Here is a 19,444-nt window from a genome sequence, read left to right on the forward strand (position 1 = left end):
GGTCTCTTGCGCTACCCAAAAACACCAATCTGGCAGCAGGGACTGCCTTCCCACCCTACATAACGGACGATTCGGCGCAATCTGAAGGTCTACGCGCAAACGATTGGCGAATGGGGGTGGGATCGAGGACGGGGAGATAGCCGGCCGGGCGGCGTGTCGCGTGCAGGGGCGACATGGGGCTCAAGGAGCGGGTGGGCGTCGGATCTTCGGGCTGCCCGCCCGCGGCATCGTCATGCGATCAATGCGATTCGCGCGGCACGGGCGCGCCGCTGGCCCCCACGAGGAAGTCGAGGTCGGCGCCTTCGTCCGCCTGCAGGACGTGCTTCACATAGAGCCGGTAGTAACCGCGTTCGGGCAGATCGGGCGCCTTCCATTCGGCCTTGCGGCGCGCGAGTTCTTCGTCGGAGACGTCCAGATGCAGGCGCCGCGCGTCCACGTCCAGCTCGATCATGTCGCCCGTGCGCACGAGCGCGAGCGGGCCGCCCGCCGCCGCCTCGGGCGAAACGTGCAGCACGACCGCACCGTAGGCCGTGCCGCTCATGCGGCCGTCGGAGATGCGCACCATGTCGGTGATGCCCTTCTTGAGCACCTTCTTCGGCAGCGGCATGTTGCCGACCTCCGCGAAGCCCGGGTAGCCCTTGGGCCCCGCACCCTTGAGGACCATGATGCAGGTTTCGTCGATGTCGAGCGAGTCGTCGTCGACCTTCTCGTGCAGTTCCTCCACGTTCTCGAACACCACGGCGCGCCCGCGATGGCGCAGCAGCGCGGGCGTGGCCGCGGAAGGCTTGATCACGGCGCCGTTGGGCGCGAGGTTGCCCTTGAGCACGGCGATGCCGGCCTTCGGTTTGAAAGGTTCGGCGAACGAGGTGATCACCTCGCTGTTGTAATTCGCCGCGTCCTGCACGTTCTCCCAGATCGTCTTGCCGTTGACCGTGAGCGCGCCGCGGTGCAGCAGGCCCTGCTCGCCGAGCTGGCGCAGCACTGCGGGCAGACCGCCCGCGTAGTAGAAGTCCTCCATGAGGTACTGCCCGGAAGGCTGGAGATTCACGAGGCACGGCACATTCGAGCCCAGCTCCCAGTCTTCGAGCGAGAGCGGCACGCCTATGCGCCGCGCGAGCGCGATCAGGTGAACGACCGCGTTCGTCGAACCGCCGATGGCGGCATTCGTGCGGATGGCGTTCTCGAAAGCTTCGCGCGTGAGGATCTTCGTCATGGTCACGTCGTCGCGCACCATCTCGACGATGCGCCGGCCGGCCAGATGCGCGAGCACCTGGCGGCGCGCGTCCACGGCGGGGATGGCCGCGTTGTGGGGCAGGCCCATGCCGAGCGATTCGACCATCGAGGCCATGGTGGAGGCGGTACCCATCGTCATGCAATGGCCGCGCGACCGGTTCATGCACGATTCGGCCTCGACGAACTCGGTCTCGCTCATGGTGCCCGCGCGCACTTCCTCGGACATCTGCCAGACGCCGGTGCCGGAGCCGATATCGCGGCCGCGGAAGCGCCCGTTGAGCATGGGGCCGCCGGAGACGGCGAGCGCTGGCAGGTTGCACGAGGCCGCGCCCATCAGCAGCGCGGGCGTGGTCTTGTCGCAGCCCACCAGCAGGATGACGCCGTCGATGGGGTTGCCGCGAATCGATTCCTCGACGTCCATCGAAGCGAGGTTGCGGAACAGCATCGCCGTGGGCCGCAGGTTCGTTTCGCCGAGCGACATCACGGGAAATTCGAGCGGCAGGCCGCCCGCCTCGCGCACGCCGCGCTTCACATAGTCGGCGAGCTCGCGGAAATGGGCATTGCAGGGCGTGAGCTCCGACCAGGTGTTGCAGATGCCGATCACCGGGCGGCCGTCGAACTCGTCGTGGGGGATGCCCTGGTTCTTCATCCAGGAGCGGTGAATGAAGCCGTCCTTGTCGTTGCGGCCGAACCAGCTTTGCGAGCGTAGCTTGCGCATGGTGTCTCCGTGCAGTGGGGGTCGTGTGGCGTTTTGCTCATTATCGGCCGCAACGCGCGCATGCGTTCTGTCCCTTCGGTTTGCTCCGCGGCGTAGCGCGGATCCGATGCGGTCGAGGGCCAGTCTAACGAAAAAATCGCTCGACTCATCGAAATTCAACGACCGTTTCGATCACATGGCCGTCACGCGCCGTCCCTATCCTGACGAATACATTGCGCCCCGGTTCCGCCGGGCCGGCTGTCTTCAGGGACTCCATTGTGACCTCTCAAACCGCGATCCAGACCGACGCGCTCACGCGGCTCGACAACATGCCGTGGACGCGCTTTCACACGCTGATGACCGTGGCGCTCGGCGTGGGCTGGGCGCTCGATTCGTTCGAGACCAACATCATCGGCAGCGTGTTCGGGGCACTCAAGGCGCAATGGCATCTGTCGCCCTCGCAGGGGTCGCTGGCCGTGAGCATCTGGGTGCTGGGCATGCTGATTGGCGCGATTGCGTTCGGCTATCTCTCCGACCGCTTCGGCCGCAAGCGCCTCTTCCTCGCCACATTGCTCTGGTACGCGGCGTTCAGCGTCGCCACGGTGTTTGCCTGGAACTACGAATCGTTCCTGTTTTTCCGCGCGATGACGGCGCTTGCCGTGGGCGGCGAATATTCGGCCGTGACGGCGACGATGGGCGAATTCATTCCGAAGCGCCATCGCGGCCGCACCGATTCGATGATCCTCTCCGGCTTTCCCGTGGGCGCGCTGCTTTCCGCCGCCGTCTCCTGGGTGGTCCTGAATAATCTCCCCTTCGACATATCGTGGCGTGTGGGCTTCGGCTTCGGCACCACCATGGCGCTGCTGTTCTTCTGGATTCGCCGCGTGATTCCCGAGTCGCCGCGCTGGCTGCTGCAACAGGGCCGCGTGGCCGACGCCGAGGCCGTGGTCGAGCGCATCGCCGCCGCGGCCACGCGAGACCGCCCGTCCGCCGAGCTGTGCGCGGCCGTGGCCAGACGTTACGCACCCACCGCGTTCGTGCCGCAGCATCCCACCTTCTGGCGCAACGTCGGCGCGCTGCTCGGCAAGTACCGCGTGCGTTGCGCGCTGGCGAGCGCGCTGAACTTCTCGCAGGCGGCCATCGTCTATGGCGTGCTTTCGCTGATGGCGCTCGTGATCCTGCCGTACATGAAGGTGCCCGCCGCCTCCATGCCCATCTATTATCTTTATGGCAATGCCGCCGCGCTTGCCGGCGGGTTGACCGCCGCATTGCTGGTCGAGGCGTGGGGGCGGCGCGCGTCGCTGTTCGTGAGCTATGCGTTCACCACGCTCGCCGTGTGCGTGATCTATGCGATGCACACGCTGGCCGGCATGGTGATCGGCTACTGCCTGGTCCAGTACGGCGTGACCTGGGCGTATATCTCCGGTTACGTGGTTTCCTCCGAAGTGCTGCCCACGCGCATCCGTGCCACGGGCCTGGGCGTTTCGGTGGCGGTTGGCCGCGTGGGTGCCATGGTCGCGCCGCTCCTGCTTACGAGCGTGTTCGCTTCGTCGGGCACACCTTCTTCGGCCTTGATCGTGCTGCTCGTGCTCGCGTTGCCGGGGCCGTTCGCCGCCGCGCTCTGGTGGTGGCAGGGCCGTGAGACGCGCAATGTCTCGCTGGAAGAGGGCAGCACGCAGGGCGTTGACGAGACGTGGGCGGAACCGGCCGCCGTGGCGCGCTGAAATACGGGGCCCGCTGCCGGATGACCTGATGGTCTGGTTCCTGCGCGCCCGTGCGGCGGGTAGAGCCCTGCCGGCAGCGTCGGCCTGGCAGCAAGCTCGTCAAGTTCGAGGCAGCGGGTATTCTCGCACCACCGGCCGGCACCGTTCGACCGCCGCGAAGAACGACGCCACGAGGCGGCTCTCGCGCCGCTCGCGCAGGCAGCACACGTGGATATGCGTGACGACGGGATCGCCTTCGATGCGCAACGGCCGCAGCCGCTCGTCGGGCACGTATTCCGCCTGGGAGACCGTGCCGACGCCAAGTCCGCGCGCGACGGCTTCGCGCAGCGCTTCCCGGCTGCCGATTTCCATTGCCACGCGCGGCGCGAGGCCCGCGTCGTGCAGGGCGTCTTCCAGCGCGCGGCGCGTGGTGGACCCGGGCTCGCGCATCAGGAGCGGCTCGCCCACGAGATCCTTCAGCGTGATCGAGCTGCGCATAGCGTAGGGGTGCTGAGCATTGACGAACGCGATCACCGGGAATGTTGCGTAGTGCTGCATATGGAAGCGCTCGTCCTCGAATGCGCGCGCAAGGATCCCCACGTCGCACGCGTACTGTTCGAGGCCGAGCAGCACTTCCTCCGAATTCCCGAGCGTGACCGAAAGATGCATGCGCGGATGCAGCGCGTGCCAAGCCTCGATCATTTCGGTGACGTGGAACGGGCCGACCGCGCCGATCTTCAGCGTGCCGCGCTGGAGCACGCCGCTGTCGTGCAGGAGAGAGATGGCGTCGCTCTCGTAGCCGCTGATGCGGCGTGCGAGCGGCAGGAACGCCAGCCCGACTGCGGAAAGCTCCGCGCGCCGGCCGCGCCGGTGAAAGAGTTCGACGCCATGCTCGTGCTCGAGCGCCTGGATCTGCGAGGTGACGGTCGTCTGGCTCATGGAGAGCGCCCGCGCGGCGGCCGTGAAGCCGCCGTGCTGCGCGACGGCGATGAAGCTGCGGATCTGGATGAGGGTCATGGCGGACATTCAACGAAAAAATCGTCCAATTACGCGATTTCGAACGAAAACCTCAATGTAGGCGCGCAATATGACAATCACGGTTCCGCGATGGGCCTCCGCGCGATGGCGCTTTCGCTGACGTCAGAACGTGCAGGCTTGTGTCTCGCGCAATTGCACGAAGGCGCCCGTCAACGTGGCGTTGTGGTGCGCGACGATTGCCGCTGCCGGGAGCGCGGGCGTGTCCATGCAGGTATGCGCATCGGCGATCAGGATCGTGCGCAAGCCAAGATCGGCGGCCGCGCGGCAGGTGCTGTCCACGCAGTACTGCGTCTTCATGCCGGCAATCATCAGTTCACCGATGGACGCCTCGGCCAGCCAGCCGGCGAGCGGCGTGCCGTGAAAGCAGTTGGGCCGCGTCTTGTCGAACACGGTGTCCCGCTCGTCATCGACAAGCAGATCCGGCAGCAGGTGCGTGAGCGGGCTGCCGGGCTCGATGGGCGAACCCGCAGGCCCGGTATGGCGTGCGGCGAAGATAGGCGCGTGGGCAGCACGCGCCTTGCGCACGAGCGAGTTGATGTTGGCGAGGATGCGTGCACCGTCGTGCGGGAGATCGGGGCCGGCGAACAGACCGCGCTGCATGTCGATGATGAGCAGCGCGCGACGCGGCGGATGGGATTCAGGCATGGCGTTTCTCCGGTTGAGCCCGTGGCGGACGGAGAAACGACAAGGCCCCGTCCGTTGCGGGCGGGGCCTTGGGGGGGATTCGTTATCTTGCGCTCGCGTCTCACCCACACGACCCGCCCGAGGCGGTCGTGGTGGTGGTCGCAGTCGTGAAGAGGGCGCAGATCATGCGGGACATCTTGCCGGACAGGCTGAGGGGATGTCAATGCCTGTCGTAAAAACGCTCGCTTCGTCAGGTGCGAGGGATCGGTGGCGATCCGTTTAAGGATCTAGTCATTGATCAGGACTTCTGAGGTTATCGCGAGGCGCACGGGATGCTCTGGACGAAGCGTGACGTGGTGGGGTGGCGTGGCTCCCACTGGAACAGCCTTCATTTAATCGCCGAGGGCGATACGGAACCGCAGAGCTTCGGCGCCGCCATAGGCGGCCGCTTTCCTGAACCGCTCGACCAGAATGCCTCCGGACGACGCGATCACCTTCTGTGACGCCAGATTTTCCGGATCCACGGTCAATTCCACGTATTCCAGCCCCTCGCCCTGCGCCTCGGCAAGCATCAGGCGCAGGGCTTGCCCGGCATAGCCGTTCCCGCGTTTCCACGGGACGATGGAGAAGCCCATATGTCCCGGCACATGCGGCGGCAAAATCGATGTTCCAGGCTGCCAGCGGAATCCGATCGAGCCGCAGAAATGGTCGTCGAAGATCCATCTCGTGATGCCTGGCAGGCGGGGGATGACGGTGCCGTCGGGCAGGGGGATGGGGCCGCCGGCGGCGGTCGGGTCGTCGAGGCTGGCAACGAATGCCTCAGGCGCCTGCGCGATGGCCTCCAACTGCTCTCTGGCGGCCGCTTCTTTTCGAATATTATCGGGAGACCAGCCCGCTTCCAGTGCCAACACGTAGGCGGGCAGCAGGGCGAGCGATGGCGTTTCGAGCTGGATTTTTCCCATGACTTCGACGGTTCCTGGACGCCTCCATTGTCGAGGATCGCGGCTTCGCCGTCGAGATGAGGTGCTCAGGTAGGTTGTTCGCGGCGCTGCCCGTTTCCAGGCAGCTTATGCCGGATGCCACTACAATCCTGCACTTCGATCCCCCAGCTTACCGCGCCATGAAATACCTTCTCGCATCGGCAGTCGCAGCGCTCATGGCGACGTCCAGCGCGATAGCGCAAGCCCAGGCATCCAGCAGCGGCGTCACATCCGCGGATCAATGCTCCATTGGCTATGTCACCGGCGCCGGGGGCGCGCTGCAGAGCATGCGCGAATATCTCTCGCTGCCCGAGCGCGACCGGGTTCGCTATATCGCGGACCATCCGATCCAGTGCCAGGTCTCGGACGACGGCCGCACGTCCGGTTGCACGGGCGTCGACGATTTGCGCAGCGAGCGCGTGAGCGTGTACGACGACATCGACAGCACGCTCATGGCCGTCGTCGCCCACGTGGAGCTCGACCACGGCACCTATCCGGCGATCATCGCGGTGCAGAAGAAGGATTTGCAGTGCGATCAGTGAGTGCGCTTGCAGCGGCCGCTCAGCTTGCCTTGCCCATGCCCGATTGCTGGTAGTTCTGGATGCCGACCTTGTCGACGAGATCGATCTGGATTTCCAGCCAGTCGATATGGTCTTCGGTGTCGTCGAGGATTTCAACGAAGATCTCTCTCGACACGTAATCCTTTACCGTTTCGCAATAGGCAATCGCTTCCTTCAACGTGGCCTGCGCGGTCTGTTCGAGCTTGAGGTCGCAGTGAAGCACCTCTAGCGTCTCTTCGCCGATCATGAGCTTGCCCAGATCCTGCAGGTTGGGCAGTCCGTCGAGCATGAGAATGCGCTCGATCAGCTTGTCCGCGTGCTTCATTTCTTCGATCGACTCTTCATACTCGTGCTTGCCGAGCGCTTCGAGTCCCCAGTGCTCGTAGAGCCGCGCATGGAGGAAGTACTGATTGATCGCCGTGAGTTCGTGTTTCAGTTCGGCGTTCAGATATTCGATAACCTTCGGATCGGCTTTCATGTTTTCTCCCGGTTCCCGCCCCATGTCAGGTTCGATGGTCTCCCTGCAGGATAGGCGTTAAGCGCGAAAACGACGCGAATGATGGCGGGAAAGCGAACCGTTCCGGTTCAGGTGGGCCGTAACGTCTGACAAAAAGCGTCCACACGGCGACGGCTGCCCTTGCCGCGCCGCCTCAGGACCGCCACGCCGGGCCGTCAGGAAAGGTGTGCGCGGCGAGAGACGATGCACGCATTTCGATGCTGTAGCCGGGTTGTTGGGGCGGCATGTAGCGGCCATTACGGATCACGACGGGGTCGATGAAATGCTCGTGCAGATGATCCACGTATTCGAGCACGCGATTTTCCAGCGACGCCGACACGCAGATATAGTCGAAGAGCGAAATGTGCTGCACGTATTCGCACAAGCCGACGCCGCCCGCATGCGGGCATACCGGCACGCCGTACTTCGCCGCCATCAGCAGGACGACGATCACTTCGTTGAGCCCGCCCAGGCGGCACGCATCGACCTGGCAAAAGTCGATGGCGTGCGCCTGCAGCAACTGCTTGAACATCACGCGATTCTGGCAATGCTCGCCCGTCGCCACGCCGATCGGGCGGATGCGCTGGCGGATGGCGGCGTGGCCGAGCACGTCGTCGGGGCTCGTGGGCTCCTCGATCCACCACGGGTCGAACTCCGCGAGCCGCCGCATGTTCGCGACGGCTTCGTCGACGTCCCACACCTGGTTGGCGTCCATCATCAGCTTGCGGTCCTCGCCGATCTCTTCGCGCAGAATGCGCGCGCGCCGCATGTCTTCCTCGATGTTGCCGCCCACCTTCTGCTTGAAGTGCGTCCAGCCGTTCGCCACGCCTTCGCGCGCGAGCCGGCGGATCTTGTCGTCGTCGTAGCCCAGCCAGCCTGCCGACGTCGTGTAGGCCGGATAGCCTTGCGCGAGCATTTGCGCCTCGCGCTCGCCCTTCGTCTTCGCGTGGCGATTGAGCAGCGCCACGGCTTCTTGCGGCGTGAGGGCGTCGGTGACGTAGCGGAAGTCGAGGCAGCGCACGAGTTCTTCGGGGCTCATGTCGGCGAGCAGCTTCCACACCGGCTTGCCCTGCGCTTTCGCCCACAGATCCCAGACGGCGTTGACGACGGCCGCCGTCGCGAGATGGATAGCGCCCTTGTCGGGGCCGATCCAGCGCAACTGGCTATCCGAGGTCAGCGCGCGCCAGAACGCGCCCATGTTGCCGGCGATCTCTTCGAGTGTCCTGCCGATCACGAGCGGCGCAAGCGCCTTCGCCGCGGCCACGCAGATTTCGTTGCCTCGCCCGATGGTGAATGTCAGGCCGTGGCCGGTCAGTCCCGCGGGCGAATCGGTTTCGAGCGTCACATAGGTTGCCGAATAGTCGGGCGCGGCGTTCATCGCGTCGGAACCGTCGAGCGAACGCGAAGTGGGAAAGCGGATGTCCTTGACGGACAGAGCGGTGAGGGTGGTCATCTGAAACTCCTGCCGGCACGCAAGTGTTGCCCGGGCAGCGCCGCGACAGCTTCGGGCCGGATCGGGCAGAGCGGATGGATAGCCCAACGATTCTACGACTCGCGGCGAGAGTTCGCTCGGCTTATCGATTCGCAGGCGTATTGGCGCTTTCCCGGCGCAGGCACAAGCTGCCGACGAGAAGCACGACCTGTGCCGCGAGCCATGCGTAGAACGCAATGCCGAGGCCCGCGACAGGCGTTCCCTCGGCCTCGTTGAAGTACCACTTCGTGGTCAGCGGCGAGTACAGGGCGCAGGCGACACCCACGCCGCAGAAAATGCTGGCATAGCCATAGCGTCTGCGCAGGCCCAGCACGAAGGCGATGGCATAAAACGGATTGGCGAGCCATGCGGGGTTCGCGTCCAGAAGACCGAACCAGCCCTGAGCGAGAAGGGCGATTCCAGGCAGGGGCGCTTCCCTTTCGAAATACATTGCGGGCAAAAACAACGAGACGGCGTATAGCGCGATAGAGGCGCAAAGCACGACGCCCCGCGTGCTACGCGGAAACGAGTCAAAGTGCGCCGTCATGGCTCATGTGCCGCCGCGTGAAAAGGTCGCCGTCCCGGCTCCGCTCAAGGCAGCGAGATCGTCAGATTCGCCGATTCGGGCCCGACCTTGATGATCTGCGAGTAGGGCGCGAGCGCCTTGAGCGTCTGGTCTTTCAGATACGAGTTGAGCCCGAGAAACGCGAGCAGCGCGACGAGTCCGAACACGGCGCCGATGCTCCACAGCGGCACCTCGCGCTTCAGCCGGTGCGAGATCTGGTCCGGCAGCGGCCAGTGCGGTGCGAACGGGGCGCGCTTGCCTTTCAGGTGGGCGATTTCGTCGCCGATGCGCGCGGTCAGATAGGCCAGCTTCTCCGGCCCTTCGAGCAGGTACTTGCCGCGAAATCCCAGCAGCAGGCACATATGGAACACTTCGAGCGATTGCAGCCGCGCGGCGCCGCGCGAACGGCACTCTTCGAGATATTCGAAGAATTTTTCGCCGGCAAGCTGCTCGCCGAACAGCACGAGTTGCAGGGGGCGGCGTTCCCAGTCCGCGCGGATCCTGAGCTGCGAGGACAGCACGAGCTCGTCGATGGCCGCGCAGAACGCGAACTTGGCGGCATACACGTCGTCGGCCGCGATATTGAGCCGCTTCGCGCCGCGCTCGAACTCGGCCAGAAATTCCTGGATTCGCGTGCTGAACTCCTGCGCGCTTTCGGGTTCCCGGCCGTTCTTCAGCAGAAACAGCATGAAAAACCCGTCGTACAGCAAGTCGAGCAGCGAGCGCGCCTGGAACGCGTTGTCGGTCGACGAGGCCGTTGGCCGCGTGGGCGGCGGCGTGCTGCCGCCAAGCAGGGAGGGAGCGTAGTTCATGATGTGACGGCGATCAGTTCGAATTTCAGGTCGTTGATGCCAGACGGCGCGTAGATCATTGCGGACTGGGCCTGCAGCATGCGTTCATAGAGCGCGCCGCGCGAATCGAGCGCGAAGTAGCAGGCGCCCGGCCGCACGGGAATGGCGGGCGGCACCTGCGGCGTGTACGTGAGCCGGACGCCGGGCATGGCCGAGAGCACGAGCTTGTCGACGTCGTCGGGGGCGCCGACCTTGAAGCGCGCCGGCACGGCGTCGATGAGCTCGACGCTCGGCATGTCCGCCGACACCGCGAGATAGAACGCGGTCTTGTCGTCGATCTTGCCCGAGTCGAGCCGGCCGACGTGGAACGACGGCCGCACCTCTTCGAGCGTGATCGCGAAGTAGCGCGTCGAGATCACCGTTTCGAGCAGCTCGCGCAGCATCGTATCGAGCAGCGCGAAGCCGGGGCCCGGATCTTCGTGGCGATAGACGGGGAGATCGGCGAGCGCGTAGCCCTTCGAGAACGTCATGAGCTGGCCTGCGAGGCGCAGCAGCTCCTGGAAGAGCCGTTCGGGATGCAGCGACGCATGCTGATGCAGATGCGCCAGCGCGGCGAACGCGGCGTTCGCCGTGTGCAGGAGCCAGAACGAGGCAATGTCGCCCGAACGGAACTCGATGATGTTCTTCGACGGTTCGCGATGGAAGCCGTAGAGCGCGTTGACCTTCGCCTGCAGCGCATCGATCAGTTGGCGCAGCCGCTGGGTCAGCAGTGACGAGGCGTTGATCGCGAGACTGGGCGGCACGAAGTTGTCGTCGATCTCGAATCCCGAGGTGGCCGTGCGGCGCACCCGGACGAGCGGCACCGAAAGCAGTTGATCGCGCGGCTCGCCTTCGGCGATGAGCTTGACCTGCGTCTTCAGGAAGTCGATATCGGCTGCGGCCGCATCGGTAAAGTTGTCGCCGACGCTCGAACGCTCGCTGACGAAGCGCGTTCTGAAGCCGCCGCCCGGATCGTCGCTGTAATTGGCGGCGTTTTCGCGCAGCGGGTGCAGCGCCAGATAGAACACGAAGTCGTTGATGCCTTCGGGCAGCGTGTCGAGCGCAATGGGCGGCGGCAGGCCGTCGGCCTGCGGCGCCGAGTACAGCGTGCCATCCTGGAACACGAGGGAGAGCTCGCGTACGCGCAGCACATTACTTGCGAGCGAGTCGCGTTCGAATTCCACCGAGCGCACGCCCCAGTTGTAAGGCTGGATGGCCTGGATCGATTCGAACAGGCGGGCTTCGTGGTAGGCGTCCTGCCGCTGGAAGTGCTGCGGCCGCAGGAACAGTCCTTCTCCCCACAGCACCTTGGCCGAATAACTCATGTCACACCTGGTTTATGAATGAAGCAGGGCGATCGGCAGTCGAGCCCCCCGAATTGCATCCGTAATTGTTAAATTTTGTAAATCGACATTCATTTTACTCGGCCGCCGGCTAACCGCAGCTAACCGACGAAAGCATATTGAGCGGCTGCGACGGCATTCCCTGAACCGGTGCGATCACACTGCCGTCCGTGACCGTCATCGCGCAATTATGCAGGCCGATGATTATGCCGGATTTCTCCGATTTTGCCGGGTCGAACGTCAATTTCCAGCGCTGCACAGCGGGATCTCTAAAGAGCGCGACAATGCCGAACGCTTGAGCGTCGCGTGAAACTTTCTCGGTCGCCGTATAGCGCTGGCCGGGAATCAATGTGATTTCGCGCACGCTCAGCAGGTCGGCGCCCAGCACGCTCTTTTCCTTGTCGGGATCGGTAAAGCTGTCGAAGGGCGCCTGCTGGAACGAAGTCGGATCCTTCAATACGTAGAGCCGCACGACGAGCGCGAGCGGCTTGTTGTCGGTCGCCGCATTGAGGTTCTGCGCCGCGTACAGCGTGATGCCGACGTTGCGCGGCGGCTTCGGGGCGTCGCTCTTGCCCATGCCGGCCACCTGCATGACGGCGCTCGCGGCGGTGCCGAGCAGCGGGGCCGCCGCGCAGCCGGCCAGCAATGCGCAGGCGGCGAGCGGCAGCGCATGGCGAGTCAGATGGGCGCTCATGTTTATCCGGCTTGCCGCCATTTTGTGCTGGTCTCGGTCCTGGTCTCGATTGCGCATACAACTAACGGGTAGCGGTTCAGGGAAATTTTGCCCGATTAATCGGGGTGTAGTTTGCTTGCCAAGTAAATGTTACGGGGTCGCCTAATGCATAATGCATCACCCAGTATATTGGGGTACGCCTTTGTCGGACGTCCGCACTATTTATAAAGGTTTACTCGATCGCGAAGATTGAATTATGAAAAAATCACCGGTACTATACCGGCGCATCTCAAAAAGAAAAAGAACCGATATCCAACTTTAAACTTCATCCGTGCACATCGGTGAAAAAACGATGAAAAACCGTTTGTTTACAAGATTCTCCGGGGTAATGGTGGCATGTGGGGTGGCTTGCGCCGTGATGGCCGGCTGCGCGTCGACACAGCAGAATGTCCCGCCCACCGCGGACCAGTTCAACAAGCAGCTTGCCGACGCGGACGCCGTGGCGAAGGCAGGCGACCAGGACAAGGCAATCGGTCTTTACCAGGACCTGGCGAAGGCCGATCCGACTCGCGAAGAGCCGTGGTCGCGCATTGCGCAGATCCAGTTCTCGCAGAATCACTATGGGCAGGCCATCGTTGCCGCGCAGGAAGCGTTGCAGCGCGATCAGACCGACCGCACGGCGAAGAGCGTGCTGGCGGTTTCCGGCCTGCGCATCGCCACCGAATCGCTTGGCGAGCTGCGCGACGACGCTGCGCTCCAGGGCGATGCGAAGTCGGATGCCCAGGCGCTGGCGGTCCAGTTGCGCGACACGCTCGGCGAGTCCGAGCTGTTCCCGCCGGACCAGCAGCCCAAGCAGCCGGTGAAGCGCCGTCGCGTGGTCCGTCATGCGAAGGCTCCGGCCGTCGCGTCGGGTGCCGACGCAACGGCCGCCGCCGCGCCCGCGAATCCGGCACCGGCCGGCGCAGCACCGACGGCAGCGGCACAGGCGCCCGCGCCGGCGAAGGCCGGGGATCCGTTCAGCGCGTTGCGCTGAGCATGCGCGTGGTACGACCAGACTAGATACGGGAGCCGCAGATGGCGAAGAAAGAAAGCATTCAGAAGCGTTTGCAGAAGGTGCGGCCGCCGCGCGTGCAGTTGACCTATGAGGTCGAGAAGGGCGACGCGATCGAGGTCAAGGAGCTGCCGTTCGTTGTCGGCGTGGTGGGCGATCTCGCGGGGCAGTCCGAGATCGAGCAGCCCAAGCTGCGCGACCGCAAGTTCGTCAGTATCGACCGCGACAACTTCGACGATGTCATGAAGGCGATCGAGCCGCGCGCCGCGTTTCAGGTGGAGAACCGCCTGAGCCAGGAAGGCGGCAAGTTCGCCGTCGACCTCAAGTTTCGCGGGCTGGACGATTTCAGTCCCGACGAGGTGGTCGAGCAGATCGAGCCGCTCCGGCGCCTGCTCGAAGCGCGTTCGAAGCTGGCCGATCTGCGCAACAAGCTTGCCGGCAACGACAAGCTCGAGGATCTGCTGAGCGAAGTGTTGAAGAACACGCAGCAGTTGCAGGCGCTTGCGAAGGATGCGGGCGGCGACGACTCACAGGGCGAATGAGGACGGGTGTCGAGATGAATCAGCTGAATCAGCAAGGCGCTGTGGTCCCGACGGGCGATGCCGAATATGCCGGCGGGACGACGCTGCTCGACGAGATCGTCGAGAAGAGCAAGGTGGCGAAGTCCGAGTCGGAGCATGCGCGCGCGAAGGATCTGATCGGCGAACTCGTGCATCAGGTGCTGGACGGCACGGTGATCGTGTCCGACAACCTGTCGGCGACGATCGATGCGCGTGTCGCGGAACTCGACCGGCTGATTTCCGCGCAGCTTTCCGCGGTGATGCACGCGCCGGAATTCCAGAGACTCGAAGGGACGTGGCGCGGGCTCAATTATCTGGTCAAGGAGAGCAATACCGGCCAGACGATCAAGATCAAGGCGTTGCATGCGTCGAAGCGCGAGATCGTGCGCGACTTCAAGGCCGCGACCGAGTTCGACCAGAGTGCGCTCTTCAAGAAGGTCTACGAAGAGGAGTTCGGTACTTTCGGCGGCGCGCCGTTCGGTACACTGATCGGCGACTTCGAGCTCTCGCGTCAGCCGGAGGACATGTATTTCATCGAGCAGATGTCACATGTGGCGGCAGCCGCGCATGCGCCGTTCATCGCCTCGGCGTCGCCGGAACTGCTTGGCCTCGAATCGTTTTCCGATCTCGGCAAGCCGCGCGATCTGGGCAAGGTGTTCGATACGGTCGAATACGCCAAGTGGAAATCGTTTCGCGACTCGGAAGATTCCCGCTATGTTGGCCTTACGCTGCCGCGTTTTCTTGGCCGCCTGCCGTTCAATCCGAAGGACGGCCAGATCGCCGAGACGTTCAACTTCGTGGAAGACGTTGACGGCACCGACCACGATAAATATTTGTGGTGCAACGCGGCGTGGGCCTTTGCGGCACGGCTGACAGCCGCGTTCGACGACTTCGGCTGGTGCGCGGCGATTCGCGGTGTCGAGGGGGGCGGTCTGGTCGAAGATTTGCCGACCCATACGTTCAAGACCGACGATGGCGAGATCGCGCTGAAATGCCCGACCGAAATCGCGATCACGGACCGTCGTGAGAAGGAACTGAGCGATCTCGGCTTCATCCCGCTCGTCCATTGCAAGAATTCCGACTATGCCGCGTTCTTTGCTGCGCAGTCGGTGCAGAAGCCCAAGAAATACAACACCGACAGCGCCAATGCGAATGCCGTTCTGTCTGCCCAGTTGCAGTACATCTTCTCGGTATCGCGTGTTGCGCACTACCTGAAGGCCATGATGCGGGACAAGATCGGCAGTTTCGCATCCGCGCAGAATGTCGAGTCGTTCCTCAACCGGTGGATCTCGCAATACGTGCTGCTCGACGACAACGCCACCCAGGAGCAAAAAGCGCAATTTCCGCTGCGCGAGGCGTCCATTCAAGTCGCCGAGATCCCGGGCAAGCCGGGTTCGTATCGCTCGGTCGCGTTCCTGCGGCCACATTTTCAGCTCGACGAACTTTCGATTTCCTTGCGTCTCGTCGCTGATTTGCCCAAGCCTGCCAATGCGTAAGTGAAGCGCCCGGACGGAGGTTGCTCGGGTAGGACGTTAAAACCACCCTATGGGGAGTTGAAGCATCATGCTAGATATGTACATGAAGTTTGGTAATCCGGTTATCAAGGGCGAATCCGCCGATAAGGACCACTCGGGCTGGGTCGAACTGAAGTCCTGGAACCACACGATCACCCAGCCGCGTTCGGCGACGGCATCGACGTCCGGCGGCCATACGTCGGAGCGCTGCGACCACGGCGACATGCAGTTCACGAAGGAGATCGATTCGTCGAGCCCGCTGCTGTATCAGCACTCGTCGGGTGGTACGACGTTCGACGAGGTGACGATCGATTTCATGCGCGCGGATGGCGAAGGCAATCGTGTCAAGTATCTCGAAGTCAAGCTCAAGTACGTGATCATCTCGAGCGTGGCGCCGAGCATCGAGCAGGAAGGCCTGCCAATCGAGACGTTCACGCTGAAGTATGCCGCGGTGCAGTGGAAGCAGACGCAGCAGAAGATCGGCGGCAACCAGGGCGGTAACACGCAGGGCGCCTGGAGCCTGACGAAGAACGACAAGACCTACGCGGTCTGATGCGGGCCTGAGGCAACGGGGCGTTTCACCCGTTCCGTTGCTGCTTTTGTTTCGACCGGGCTGCGTGATGAAACGTTTCGAACCGAGCTTTCTGGACAAGCTGTACGACGACGAACCGCACCAGCCTGCCGCGGCGGCCATGCGGCAGTTGTCGATAGACGAACTGAAGAACACGGTGGCCCGTGACGTCGAGGCGCTCCTCAACACGCGTATCGCGTTTGCCGATGAGGATCTCGCGCCGCACCCCGAGTGCCAATATTCGGTGCTGACCTATGGGCTCAACGATTTCGCCGGGCTGAGTCTTGCGAGTCACTACGACCGTGCGTTCATCTGCAAGTCGATTCAGCAGGCGATCGAGCGGCACGAGCCACGCCTGCAGCGGGTGCAGGTGAAGTTCGAGCTCAACCAGCAGTCGACCAACGCGCTCTATTTCGCGATTCAGGCGATGCTTGTCGTGCATCCGGCCGAAGAGCCGGTCAATTTCGATGCGATGCTGCAGCCTTCGACGCTGCAGTACGCGGTTACGCGCACACGGGCCGCGAAAGCGCCGTAACGCTCGATGCCGCGCGGGGCCGGAGGACCGTCCGGTGCACGCCCCGCGATCTGGCAACGAAAGAAGTCTGGGGTTCATCGATGGAAGAGCTGCTGCCGTATTACGAGCGCGAGTTGTCATATCTGCGGCGCTATTCGAGGGATTTTGCCGAGCGCTACCCAAAGATTGCCGCGCGTCTTGCGCTGTCCGGCGAGCATTGCGAGGATCCTCACGTCGAGCGGATGATCGAATCGTTTGCGCTGCTCGGTGCACGGATCAACAAAAAGCTCGACGACGACTACCCCGAATTCACCGAAGCGCTGCTTGAGGTACTGTATCCGCATTATCTGCGGCCCTTTCCGTCGTGTTCGATCGCGCAGTTCGCACCTGCCGCTCAGGGACAGCAGACGGGCGCCAGTGTGGTGCCGCGAGGCACTACGCTGAGAAGCCTTCCGATACGGGGCGTGGAGTGCAAATTCCGTACCGCGTACGACGTGACGCTTGTGCCAATCCGTATTTCCGAAGCGCGGTACATACCGGTAGCGCTTGCGCCAGGTTCAACGGTGCTGCCGGCAAATGCGACGGGTGTCATTTCTATCACGTTCGAATCGCTCGCACCCCAGCTCGATCTGGGTGCGCTGCGAGCCTCACCGTTGCGCGCGTATCTTCAAGGCGAGCAGTCGTTTGTGGCGACTCTTGTCGATTGCCTGTTCATCAGCGTGTTGGGCGCGTACGTGGAGCCCGAGCGTAACGGTCGCTGGACCAAACTGCGCAATTCACCGGTTGCCCAGGTCGGTTACGACGAGGCAGACGCGCTTATCGACTATCCCGCAAAGTCTCATCCGGCGTACCGGCTGCTGAGTGAATACTTCGCTTTTCCGGACAAGTTCGATTTCGTCGATTTCGATCTGGCGTCGATTGCGCAGGCGGCTGGCCATTGCCGGCGTGCAACGCTGCATCTCGTGTTGCAGGACGTGCGTGGCGATTCGCACGTCGCGCGCTTGCTCGAACTGCTGAGCGCGAATCACTTACGCCTGTTCTGCACGCCGGTCGTGAACCTGTTCCAGCAACATGGCGAGCCGATCCGGATCACGCACCGGGCTTTGTCGTATCCGGTGATCGCGGACGGTCGGCGAGCTTCTGGATACGAGATTTATTCGATCGATTCGGTGAAGCTCGTCCGGCAAAAGGAACACGAAGAGAGCGTGATCGAGTTTCGTCCTTTTTATTCGTTGCATCACGGCGAGGCGGCGCGCATGGGCCACTACTGGTTCGCGCGCCGTGACGAGCAGGTCGCGCAGAAAAGCCCGGGGTACGAAACCGAGATCTCGATCGTCGACATCGACTTCGAGCCGAGCATGCCGCAAACGGACACGCTGAGTCTCGATCTCACGTGCACGAACCGCGATCTCCCCGCCCAGCTTGCGTTCGGCTTGGCCGGTGGCGACCTGTTTATGGAAGGGGGCGAGAAGTCCGGAAATTTGATTTCGATGCTCCGCCGGCCGACACCCAGTGCGCGCTTCGCGCGCGGCCATGCCGTGCACTGGCGGCTGGTGTCGCACCTTGCGCTCAATCACGTGTCGCTTGCCGATCACGGGCTGGCACCGCTGAAGGAAGTGCTGACGCTGTATGACCTGCGGCGTAGCGCGGTGTCGCTGCGGCAGATAGACGGCATTGTCGGCATCGAGCAGCGCGGCGCCGTGCAATGGCTGCCCGGCAAGCCCTTCGCGACGTTTGTCCGCGGTATCGAAGTGCGTGTGACGATCGACGAGGAGCACTTTGTCGGTTCGAGTCTCGCGGCATTCGTGCGCGTGCTCGATCACTTCTTCGGGTTGTATGTGCACCTGAACAGCTTTGTTCAACTGATCGTCGTGTCGAAGCGCACCGGCGAGGAGATCATTCGATGCAAACCCCGAACCGGCGAATCGATCCTGGTGTAGTCGGCCAGTTGCTCGACGAGCCGTATCGCTTCGAATTCTTTCAGGCGGTGCGCGTGCTCGAGGGCTGGTTTGCGCGGCAGGCGGTCGAGGCGCCCGAGGTCCGGCGTCAGGGTAATGTCGTTGCCCAGCGTATCGGGTTTCGAAACACGCTATCGCTCGGCTTTCCGGCGAGCGAGATCGAAAGCGCGGAATCGTTTGACGCAGCCGGCGCACCGCTGAAGAGCGTCGACGCACGCAGTGCGGCGCTCGCATCTGGCGAACTCGACCATGTCGAGCTCACGCCCGCGTTCTTTGGTTTGCTCGGCAGCCAGGGGGCTTTACCGCTTCATTACACCGAGCAGATCGTTGCGCGCGAGCATTTGAAGCGCGACCGTGCAGCACGCGCTTTCTTCGACGTGTTTTCGAACCGCGCGACGGCGTTGTTCTACACGGCGTGGAAGAAGTACCGGCTGCCGTTGCATTACGAAACCGACCGTGACGAACGCTATCTCCCGCTGCTGCTCGCGATCGCGGGCGTGGCAAGCGACGACGTCAGCGAGGCGCTGGGAGCAGGGCGCGGCGGCCTGCTCGACGAGGCCGTTGCCGGCTACGCGCTGGCCGCGCGACATCGACCGATGTCGGCCGCCTATCTGCAGCGCGTGCTGTCCGACTATTTTCGCGTGTCCGTACGCGTCGACCAGTTCGTCGGCAAGTGGTACGACGTGCCGCCGGACCAGCTTAGCGTGCTTGGCAATTTCAACGTTACGCTGGGAGCGACCGCGCTCGTCGGCGCGCGCGTATGGCAACGGGACATGCGCGTGCGGCTGGTGATCGGTCCGCTGTCTAAGCGCCATTACGGGGCGTTCCTGCCTGGCGGCGAACAAGCGCTTGCGCTCGAGCGGATGCTGGCGCTGCTCGCTGGCGTCACCATCGAATACGAGGTGGTCCTCGTGCTGCGCCGCGAAGACGTAGGAGCGAGCGTACTGGGCGCGGGCTCGCGTCTTGGCTGGGATGCCTTTCTGTGCACGCGCGACGCCGGGCGGCATCGCGACGATGCGCGCTACGAACTGCACGTGATCCACTGAAAACAACGAAGACGCAA

The 19,444-nt window shown here is 63.5% G+C and carries 19 protein-coding genes; 9 read left to right on the forward strand and 10 right to left on the reverse strand.

The features are described from left to right. Positions 1-238: 238 nt before the first annotated feature. A complete protein-coding gene (locus V8683_RS21025) occupies positions 239-1,951 on the reverse strand; it encodes an IlvD/Edd family dehydratase (protein ID WP_411192947.1) in 1,713 nt (570 codons plus the stop codon). 308 nt (positions 1,952-2,259) lie between these two features. Between V8683_RS21025 and V8683_RS21030 the strand changes: the two genes are divergently transcribed. After that, on the forward strand, positions 2,260-3,654 hold the full coding sequence (locus V8683_RS21030) for an MFS transporter (protein WP_411193530.1): 1,395 nt from the start codon (positions 2,260-2,262) through the stop codon (positions 3,652-3,654). Positions 3,655-3,753: 99 nt separating this feature from the next. Here the strand turns inward: V8683_RS21030 and V8683_RS21035 are convergent, their stop codons facing one another. From V8683_RS21035 to V8683_RS21045, 3 genes are all read right to left on the reverse strand, one after another. Then, complete coding sequence (locus V8683_RS21035) at positions 3,754-4,650, reverse strand: LysR substrate-binding domain-containing protein (protein WP_411193532.1); 897 nt, start codon at positions 4,648-4,650, stop codon at positions 3,754-3,756. A 123-nt stretch (positions 4,651-4,773) separates the two neighbouring features. Further along, positions 4,774-5,316, reverse strand: coding sequence for a cysteine hydrolase family protein (locus V8683_RS21040; protein ID WP_411192948.1), 543 nt, complete (start codon positions 5,314-5,316; stop codon positions 4,774-4,776). Between the two features lie 371 nt (positions 5,317-5,687). Further along, the gene (locus V8683_RS21045; RefSeq protein WP_411192949.1) at positions 5,688-6,257 is read right to left on the reverse strand and encodes a GNAT family N-acetyltransferase; all 570 of its coding nucleotides are present in this window, start codon (positions 6,255-6,257) and stop codon (positions 5,688-5,690) included. A gap of 158 nt (positions 6,258-6,415) precedes the next feature. Between V8683_RS21045 and V8683_RS21050 the strand changes: the two genes are divergently transcribed. After that, positions 6,416-6,817, forward strand: coding sequence for a hypothetical protein (locus V8683_RS21050; protein WP_462848908.1), 402 nt, complete (start codon positions 6,416-6,418; stop codon positions 6,815-6,817). 19 nt (positions 6,818-6,836) lie between these two features. Here the strand turns inward: V8683_RS21050 and bfr are convergent, their stop codons facing one another. The 6 genes from bfr to tssJ form a co-directional block, all read right to left on the reverse strand. Continuing rightward, positions 6,837-7,313: a bacterioferritin gene (gene bfr, locus V8683_RS21055; RefSeq protein ID WP_411192951.1), complete on the reverse strand. Its 477-nt coding sequence runs from the start codon at positions 7,311-7,313 to the stop codon at positions 6,837-6,839. Between the two features lie 172 nt (positions 7,314-7,485). Next, positions 7,486-8,784, reverse strand: coding sequence for an L-fuconate dehydratase (locus V8683_RS21060; protein ID WP_411192952.1), 1,299 nt, complete (start codon positions 8,782-8,784; stop codon positions 7,486-7,488). 121 nt (positions 8,785-8,905) lie between these two features. Beyond that, positions 8,906-9,253 carry a hypothetical protein gene (locus V8683_RS21065; protein WP_411192953.1) on the reverse strand — a complete coding sequence of 116 codons (348 nt, stop codon included), beginning with the start codon at positions 9,251-9,253 and terminating at the stop codon, positions 8,906-8,908. A 140-nt stretch (positions 9,254-9,393) separates the two neighbouring features. Beyond that, entirely contained in the window at positions 9,394-10,179 is a 786-nt protein-coding gene (icmH, locus tag V8683_RS21070; RefSeq protein WP_411192954.1) for a type IVB secretion system protein IcmH/DotU, read from the reverse strand. Then, positions 10,176-11,522, reverse strand: coding sequence for a type VI secretion system baseplate subunit TssK (tssK, locus tag V8683_RS21075; protein WP_411192955.1), 1,347 nt, complete (start codon positions 11,520-11,522; stop codon positions 10,176-10,178). Before tssK ends, icmH begins: the two co-directional genes overlap by 4 nt. 109 nt (positions 11,523-11,631) lie before the next feature. Then, the gene (gene tssJ / locus V8683_RS21080) at positions 11,632-12,234 is read right to left on the reverse strand and encodes a type VI secretion system lipoprotein TssJ (protein ID WP_411192956.1); all 603 of its coding nucleotides are present in this window, start codon (positions 12,232-12,234) and stop codon (positions 11,632-11,634) included. A gap of 331 nt (positions 12,235-12,565) precedes the next feature. Between tssJ and V8683_RS21085 the strand changes: the two genes are divergently transcribed. The 7 genes from V8683_RS21085 (at position 12,566) to tssG (ending at position 19,427) form a co-directional block, all read left to right on the forward strand. Continuing rightward, complete coding sequence (locus V8683_RS21085; RefSeq protein WP_411192957.1) at positions 12,566-13,246, forward strand: tetratricopeptide repeat protein; 681 nt, start codon at positions 12,566-12,568, stop codon at positions 13,244-13,246. 41 nt (positions 13,247-13,287) lie between these two features. Continuing rightward, positions 13,288-13,806 (forward strand): type VI secretion system contractile sheath small subunit, encoded by a 519-nt coding sequence (gene tssB, locus V8683_RS21090; protein WP_411192958.1) that lies wholly within the window; start codon positions 13,288-13,290, stop codon positions 13,804-13,806. Positions 13,807-13,820: 14 nt separating this feature from the next. Then, positions 13,821-15,320 carry a type VI secretion system contractile sheath large subunit gene (gene tssC / locus V8683_RS21095; protein ID WP_411192959.1) on the forward strand — a complete coding sequence of 500 codons (1,500 nt, stop codon included), beginning with the start codon at positions 13,821-13,823 and terminating at the stop codon, positions 15,318-15,320. 67 nt (positions 15,321-15,387) lie between these two features. After that, complete coding sequence (locus V8683_RS21100; RefSeq protein ID WP_411192960.1) at positions 15,388-15,891, forward strand: Hcp family type VI secretion system effector; 504 nt, start codon at positions 15,388-15,390, stop codon at positions 15,889-15,891. A gap of 67 nt (positions 15,892-15,958) precedes the next feature. Beyond that, positions 15,959-16,444, forward strand: a complete 486-nt coding sequence (gene tssE, locus V8683_RS21105; RefSeq protein WP_411192961.1) for a type VI secretion system baseplate subunit TssE — start codon at positions 15,959-15,961, stop codon at positions 16,442-16,444. An 80-nt stretch (positions 16,445-16,524) separates the two neighbouring features. Further along, on the forward strand, positions 16,525-18,363 hold the full coding sequence (gene tssF / locus V8683_RS21110) for a type VI secretion system baseplate subunit TssF (RefSeq protein WP_411192962.1): 1,839 nt from the start codon (positions 16,525-16,527) through the stop codon (positions 18,361-18,363). Further along, positions 18,327-19,427, forward strand: a complete 1,101-nt coding sequence (gene tssG / locus V8683_RS21115; protein ID WP_411192963.1) for a type VI secretion system baseplate subunit TssG — start codon at positions 18,327-18,329, stop codon at positions 19,425-19,427. The genes tssF and tssG overlap by 37 nt, the downstream gene beginning before the upstream one ends. Positions 19,428-19,444 lie beyond the last annotated feature (17 nt).

Source organism: Paraburkholderia sp. AV2, from assembly GCF_054968425.1.